10 protein-coding genes and 1 pseudogene are annotated in these 6,771 nt (G+C 35.8%); all 11 read right to left on the bottom strand.

Annotated elements, in window-relative coordinates; all coding sequences use genetic code 11:
* A pseudogene (locus ABZC96_RS07300) lies at window positions 1-858 on the bottom strand (penicillin-binding protein 2); the annotation flags it as partial.
* Between the two features lie 44 nt (window positions 859-902).
* The gene (locus tag ABZC96_RS07305) at window positions 903-1,358 is read right to left on the bottom strand and encodes a hypothetical protein (protein WP_373030132.1); all 456 of its coding nucleotides are present in this window, start codon (window positions 1,356-1,358) and stop codon (window positions 903-905) included.
* A 14-nt stretch (window positions 1,359-1,372) separates the two neighbouring features.
* Window positions 1,373-1,837, bottom strand: a complete 465-nt coding sequence (locus ABZC96_RS07310; protein WP_373030133.1) for an N-acetyltransferase — start codon at window positions 1,835-1,837, stop codon at window positions 1,373-1,375.
* A complete protein-coding gene (yihA, locus tag ABZC96_RS07315; protein WP_373030142.1) occupies window positions 1,834-2,484 on the bottom strand; it encodes a ribosome biogenesis GTP-binding protein YihA/YsxC in 651 nt (216 codons plus the stop codon). The genes ABZC96_RS07310 and yihA overlap by 4 nt, the downstream gene beginning before the upstream one ends.
* 5 nt (window positions 2,485-2,489) lie before the next feature.
* Entirely contained in the window at window positions 2,490-2,951 is a 462-nt protein-coding gene (gene lptA, locus ABZC96_RS07320) for a lipopolysaccharide transport periplasmic protein LptA (RefSeq protein WP_373030134.1), read from the bottom strand.
* A gap of 45 nt (window positions 2,952-2,996) precedes the next feature.
* A complete protein-coding gene (gene lptC / locus ABZC96_RS07325) occupies window positions 2,997-3,509 on the bottom strand; it encodes an LPS export ABC transporter periplasmic protein LptC (RefSeq protein ID WP_373030135.1) in 513 nt (170 codons plus the stop codon).
* Window positions 3,500-3,997 (bottom strand): KdsC family phosphatase, encoded by a 498-nt coding sequence (locus ABZC96_RS07330; RefSeq protein ID WP_373030136.1) that lies wholly within the window; start codon window positions 3,995-3,997, stop codon window positions 3,500-3,502. The genes lptC and ABZC96_RS07330 overlap by 10 nt, the downstream gene beginning before the upstream one ends.
* Window positions 3,994-4,566, bottom strand: coding sequence for an imidazoleglycerol-phosphate dehydratase HisB (gene hisB / locus ABZC96_RS07335; RefSeq protein ID WP_373030137.1), 573 nt, complete (start codon window positions 4,564-4,566; stop codon window positions 3,994-3,996). The genes ABZC96_RS07330 and hisB overlap by 4 nt, the downstream gene beginning before the upstream one ends.
* Before the next feature lie 15 nt (window positions 4,567-4,581).
* Window positions 4,582-5,373, bottom strand: coding sequence for a septal ring lytic transglycosylase RlpA family protein (locus tag ABZC96_RS07340; protein WP_373030138.1), 792 nt, complete (start codon window positions 5,371-5,373; stop codon window positions 4,582-4,584).
* 109 nt (window positions 5,374-5,482) lie between these two features.
* On the bottom strand, window positions 5,483-6,586 hold the full coding sequence (locus ABZC96_RS07345) for a transglycosylase SLT domain-containing protein (protein WP_373030139.1): 1,104 nt from the start codon (window positions 6,584-6,586) through the stop codon (window positions 5,483-5,485).
* Window positions 6,586-6,771: TatD family hydrolase (locus tag ABZC96_RS07350; RefSeq protein ID WP_373030140.1), on the bottom strand; the 186-nt coding region annotated here is incomplete at its 5' end. The genes ABZC96_RS07345 and ABZC96_RS07350, both read right to left, overlap by 1 nt.

The raw sequence follows: 6,771 nt of genomic DNA on the forward strand, positions 1-6,771 counted from the left end.
ATGTATAAATTTGTTGGTAAAAGGATGTGCAAGATCATCCTGCAAAGCTTTCCAATCTTCTGTACTGATACCTCCCACAAAAAGATTAGGATCATACGATGGATAACTGACTGCAGATAATACTTCACCATTAGTGCGCATAACAACTGCCACACCGGTATGATCTCCAAAACGTTCATAGATCATTTTCTGGAGCTCTATATCAATGTTGAGACGTATATTTTTATTGTCTTTTGGAAGTTCTTTTTCAAGTACTTCTATAGCTTTGTTCGTTGCAGTTACTTTACTGATCTCATAGCCAAGTTCACCTTCGAGTACTTTATTATAATGACGTTCTAATCCGCTCTTTCCTATTTTCCCTACTTCATTGACCACAGGGTCTTTTTCATTTTCTTCTTTATTGGATCTTCCTGTGTATCCGACTATATGAGCTGCATACTTTCCATAAGGGTAATAGCGTTTTGTTTCTGCTTCTATTTTAATATTTTCTACTAGACTCAATTTCGGATAGGCACCCATCATATCTGAGTAATGTATAAAATCAACAACTTTTATATACTTATGATTATAAGGTGAATTATGTTTTTTGTAGACCTTCAACATCACTGTTTTATTAAGATCAGGAAATGTTTCAACTAGTGTATCGATGACATTTTCCAGGTGATGGTTCTTTACCTTTAAATGTGGTGCGATGGAGAGTGAAAACCCTATCTGGTTCATAGCCAACAGATTTCCACGAACATCTGTTATCTCACCTCTAACGGGTTTGATAAATTGTTTTCTTTCGATATTCTCTTTTGCCAACTCTTCATAGTAAAAATTGGATTTAATACTGACATGATAAAGTCGTGTTATCATCACACCCCAAAAAACAAGGAAAACCAATAGGATAAACTTATATCTCATAAAATCACCACAACTAACATATCTACTATAAGTGTATAGAGTAAGATTTCATCTAAAATAATACTCTGTGTCTGAAAGATAAAATCATAAAAAAATAGACACCCTAGATACATAAAGTCTAAAAAAAGTACACTTAACAATGGTCGACATATTTTACATTTTCGGAAATGTGTTAAAGATGGATAGACAAGTACGTAAAACAATAAAGAAGAAATAACTGCAAGAAATATCGGTAAAGAGAGATTAACTTCCAGATTCACCATGTAAACGATAGCAAGTAAAATAAAATAGGTCTTTTCTCTCTCTAAGCCCTGCACTAACATATAACCCATGGCACCCATGAGTAGGGGTAAAAAAACATAAATAGAGATAAGCATGGGATAAACAAAGATAAATGTCCCGGCAAATAACCAAAAAAACAGGCCATGTTGTGCTTTGGTTACATGATCCATATAAAAAACTCAGATTATGCTAATTTGTAGACTAAGGCTACTTCATTACAGATAGGAAAATGGATACATTTAATACAATCAGCCCAAATTTTATGTTCAGGTATCACCTCTTTATTGATCTCTTTAAAGTTTAGTTTGAGAAAGAACTGTGGGAGATAAGTTAAAACAAGTACATCTTCTTCAACACCTATAGCTTTGGCTTCATCCAACGTAAACTGCACCATTCTCTGACCAACACTTTGTCCACGATAGGCTTCATCAACAATAAGGCTTCTGATCTCTGCTAATCTTCTGGAATGTATATGTAATGCTGTGTATCCAACAAGTTTTTCGCCATCTTTTGCTAAGACATAAGAGCGGATATTTGTTGCGACTTCATCTTCTGTACGATTAAGAATGATTCCATCCTTTACTTCAGAAACAACCAGTGCCTGCATTGCAGGGATATCACTCAGTTTCGCTTTAACAAGTTCAATCACCCTTCTTCTCCATTTTCTTTTGTTGGCTCATTTTCTCTTTTCACTTCATCATCTACACCAAAAATCGTTTGCAGTATTATTTTATGGACTTTGTCATGACCATTCTTTTTAAGGTTCGAAAGTGTAATCGATCCAGGAAACTCTCGCTTTAGTTTTGCTTTCTCTTTTTGATTGAGCTTGTCGATCTTTGTAAATACTGTTAGATATTTTTGATCAGGACGAATAAATTCAGAAATATAATTTTCAACATCATCATCTATCTTGGCATGAGGATGACGGGCATCACGCAAATGGATAAAAAGACGTATAGAGACACGATGTTGAATAAACTCTACAAGGTTCTTCTGCCAAACTTCTTTCAGTGTTTTGGAGACTTTAGCATATCCAAACCCCGGCAAATCTACAAAACGTACAGGATAACTCTGTTCATTGTAAAGATATCTCGTTTCAAAAAAATTGATCAGTTGTGTTTTCCCTGGTGTAGCTGAACTTTTTGCCAAGTTCTTTCTTTGCGTTAATGAATTCAGTGTGGAACTTTTACCTACATTTGAACGTCCTAAAAAAACCACTTCACTCATATCTTCAGGTAAAGCATCTGCAATACTTTGTGCTGATTTGATAAACTCTGCTTCTACTACACGAGGCATACTCACTATTTGTCCTTCATATCAAAAATAAATTTCACCGGTTTTTTACTGCTACCTTTAACATCTACACTTCCTGTAGACATATCAAGCATGATCTCATCACCATCTACATGACTTTTATTGACCATATCATCTATAATTGCTTTTCCTTTTAGGACATAGAGTGATTTAACAATATTATATATGACTCTATCGGCACTTCCTTTGAAATGTTTGTCATCCTTTTTAAACTCAAAAGATACAGATCCAATAGCTTCATATTTACTTGTTTCATTATTCTCACCAAAATAGACAATCACCTTGTCAGCATATAACCAATCACTACCTTTGATTATTTTGGCATCACCTATAAAATGTACTTCTTTTTTTAACTCTTCTGCCTCCATAGATGTAGAAGTAATCTCTACTTTTTCTGCAAAAAGTGTTTGTGTAAGCATCAATAAAAGCATTATTTTTAAAAAATTCAATATAACTCCTTTGTGACCTATTTAGTTAAACATTGTACCATGATATTACTTGTCTGGTGTATAAAAGACTGTACCGACAGTTGTACCTGTAGCCTTTTTTTTGCGTGTGTTATACTCCATACTTTCTCCCTGAACAATGTTTTGACCTTTCACACCGGTAAAGGGGGATGTAATATTTAAAATTTCAGTCTTTTTATTATAGATAGCATGTTGTGTTTCATACTTATAGCCACCTTTTTCCTGCAGGACAACATTACCGTTCAAGTGGAGAAAATCACCTTTGAGTCTAGCTTTATTCGCAGATAGAGACTCAATAGTATCACCTAGATATACAATGTTTTCTAATGTCAAAACACCTTGGTCTCTAACTCCATGTGTTGCATATGCCCGACTTTTCATGTTGTCTGTATCTACTTCTATCAAAGTGGTATTTCTAAATTCAACTTCTTTAGTCAATACTGTAGTTGGTACAGGTGCATTACGAAATTTCAGCATTAGGGATCCTGCTATGATTCCTATGATTGCAATGATCAATACAAATTCTAATTTTATTCCCATAGCTCCAGATACTTCTCTTCAAGTCCTTCTTTAACGATAAGATGTTCTATCATCTCACGCACTGCCCCATCTCCACCTCTTTTTGAAAGTACTACAGTAGCTATTTTATCTACATAGGCACTTGCATCCCTTGGCACAAATGAAACTTTTGCCGCTTTAAGCATTGACAGATCATTTAAGTCATCCCCTATAGCTGCAACATTATCCATCGTTAGATCCAACTTTTCCAAGAGAGATTCCAGAACTTCTTTTTTGTTATGTATCCCCTGATAAAAGTGTTCTATATGCAACTCTTTTGCACGACGTGCAACGATCTCTGAACTTCTTCCTGTAATAATTGCTACCTGTTTTCCAAGTTTTCTCCATGAAGCGATAGCTAAACCATCTTTTACATTAAAAGACTTGATCTCATCACCATGCTCACTATAGGTGATACGACTGTCTGTCATCGTCCCATCTACATCAAGTACAATTAATTCAATACTCACAGTACACCCTTTGTACTTGGTATACCTGCATTTTCATTGACTGTTACTGCTCTACGAAGGGCAACTGCTAGTGCCTTGAATGCACCTTCAATAATGTGGTGTTTGTTTTTACCACGGTTATAGATCAGGTGTAGTGTCAGAGGAAGATTAAATGCAAATGCTTTAAAAAACTCTTCCACAAGTTCCACATCAAAATCCCCTACTTTACCTCCAATAGGAAGTTCAAACACAAGATACCCACGATTTGACAGATCTATATCACAAGTCACACTTGCTTCATCCATAACCACCGTTGCATTACCGAAACGTTCTATGCTCTGTACTGGATAGATAGCCTTCTTAAGTGCTTGACCTATAACAATACCCACATCCTCAACCGTATGATGGTCATCTATATGCGTATCGCCAGTACAACTCACTTCCATATCTATATGTGCATGCTTTGTAAATGCTTCGAGCATATGATCATAAAAGCCTACACCAGTGTTTATGTCGGCTTGTCCTGAACCGTAAAGGTTAAGTTTAACTGTGATTTGTGTCTCTTTTGTTTCTCTTGTTACTTCTATCATCTTTTTTCCTGTATCTTAATTTCTTACAATAAATGCACCTTCGAGGTCATGTGTATTTTTGAAATCCCTAGCTTCATCTTCAGATCCAAATCCCATAAGCCAAACACGGAATAAAGGTGCTCCATCTACATCATCAAAACGTCTTATGATAGTTCTGTATCGTGTATACAATTTACTGTATTTTCTTTGATATATCTTTGCCCCTTCAGGATATCTGAATGCACCCACTTGTACCCCAAAGTCAGAGAGCACTATACGCTCTTGTGTATGTTCTCTTTTCTGTTTGGCTATCGTTGCAGCTGATTCAACTTTTCCTGCAAATCCAAGTACTTGCACAGAAACCTTAGCGATTCCCACTCTATCAAGCCCTATCTCTTTACCAGCAGTATAACTACAGTCAATAATACGACCTTTTACAAAAGGCCCTCTATCATTGATACGTACTATAGTACTTTTACCATTTTCCAAGTTATTTACTTTTACCATAGTATCCATTGGCCAGGTTTTGTGTGCTGCAGTTCTTGCATGCATATTATACACTTCTCCATTACTCGTGTACTTTCCATGAAAGTCTGGACCATACCAACTAGAAATCCCATGCATGACCTGTCCTACTTCTACATACGTAGGATGGTACCTTTTACCTAATACTTTGTATGAACGCATGGTAGCCCTGTGTCTTGCAGCACTTGTGTATTTGGTAGCGCCTGGTTCTTTCGCTACCTCACGTTTTTGGGAACACCCTGTAAAAAGAGTACTTGCAGCCAAAATGATCATCAATAATATAGGGGATGCAAGCCTCTTCATAATACCTCTGTTATGTATTTATCTTTAGGCAGATATTATCACTTTATTTGACTTTGTTTTTGCTTGATATCCATATAGGGAAATAACCATTCTTCATACCTGATTTTAATTATTTCGCTACTTTTTCAAATACAGTTTGTGTGACAGGAATCACCAACATATCATCTACCATCAAAAACTCATCTGCTAAATGATTTGATATTCTGATCTCTTCTGCATCTGCATTATAATATTTCGCAATACTCTCCAATGTCTCCCCCAGGCTGACATTATGTGAGACCATATGTGATTTATAACGCTTTTGAGGTATAGGTTGTTTGTAACGTAGATAAAAAGCATACATCTTCTCTATGGGAATCGTAATTTTATATATAGGTTTATCCTTAGGTACTACACCATTTTTCAAACTTCTGTTGAGATTTAAAAGTTTTTCTTCTTTCATTTTTAGCAGTGCAGCAATCTCTTTGAGTGATGTTCCAGCAAGAACATCAACCTGTATGAGAGAATTTTTGAACGTATCACTATTATCGTTACTGAAACCCAAAGTAAAATTCTCACCTATCATAGCGAGAAGAAGAAGTTTTTTAATGTATTGACGCGTTTCACGCGGCACATACTTCGATCTTTCGTCTGTCAATACACTTAATTCATCCGTACTTGCAAGCTTAATGGCTCTACTGACACAACCTTCACCACAATTGTATGCCATTGCTGCGAGATACCATTTTCCAAACTGTTTATGCAAGTTATTGAGATAATTTATCGCTGCAGATGTAGCACTGACGGTATCACACCGTTCATCATAGTTATTATATACAGTAAGATCGTATTCTTTTGCAGTAGCAGGCATGAACTGCCACAAACCTACAGCTTTTTTAGGAGAGACGGCATCTGTAGAAAATCCGGATTCTACCATAGAAAGATAGATAAACAGATCACTCACCCCATCATCAACAAGAAGTCCTTGCATCGTAGGTAAGATCTCTTTACCTCGTCGTAATGAATGTTGATAAAATGATTTTAGATTTTTTTCATTCTTTGAAACAAAAGAGATAAAGTCTTCATTATACAGATAAGATTCATCTACATCAAATTCATTAAATACATACGTATAGCTAGGGTATTTATGTTCTAATGATATGGCATAAATGGTACCTACACCTAGTGTGTACAGAAATAAAATACGTTTAAGATATCTTATAGATGTACGCATTAGAACCTAAAAAGCCTTTGGGCATTTTGCGTACTTAACTTTTCTATCTCAAGAGTACTGAGTGATGAGAGTTCACCCATTTTCTCTGCTACAAAAGTGGTATAACTTGGCTCATTTCTTTCACCACGATGTGGATGAGGCGTAAGATACGGTGCATCCGTTTCTATAACCAATTTGTCTTGGGG

It is taken from the genome of Sulfurovum sp. (assembly GCF_041551015.1).
Lineage (GTDB): Bacteria > Campylobacterota > Campylobacteria > Campylobacterales > Sulfurovaceae > Sulfurovum.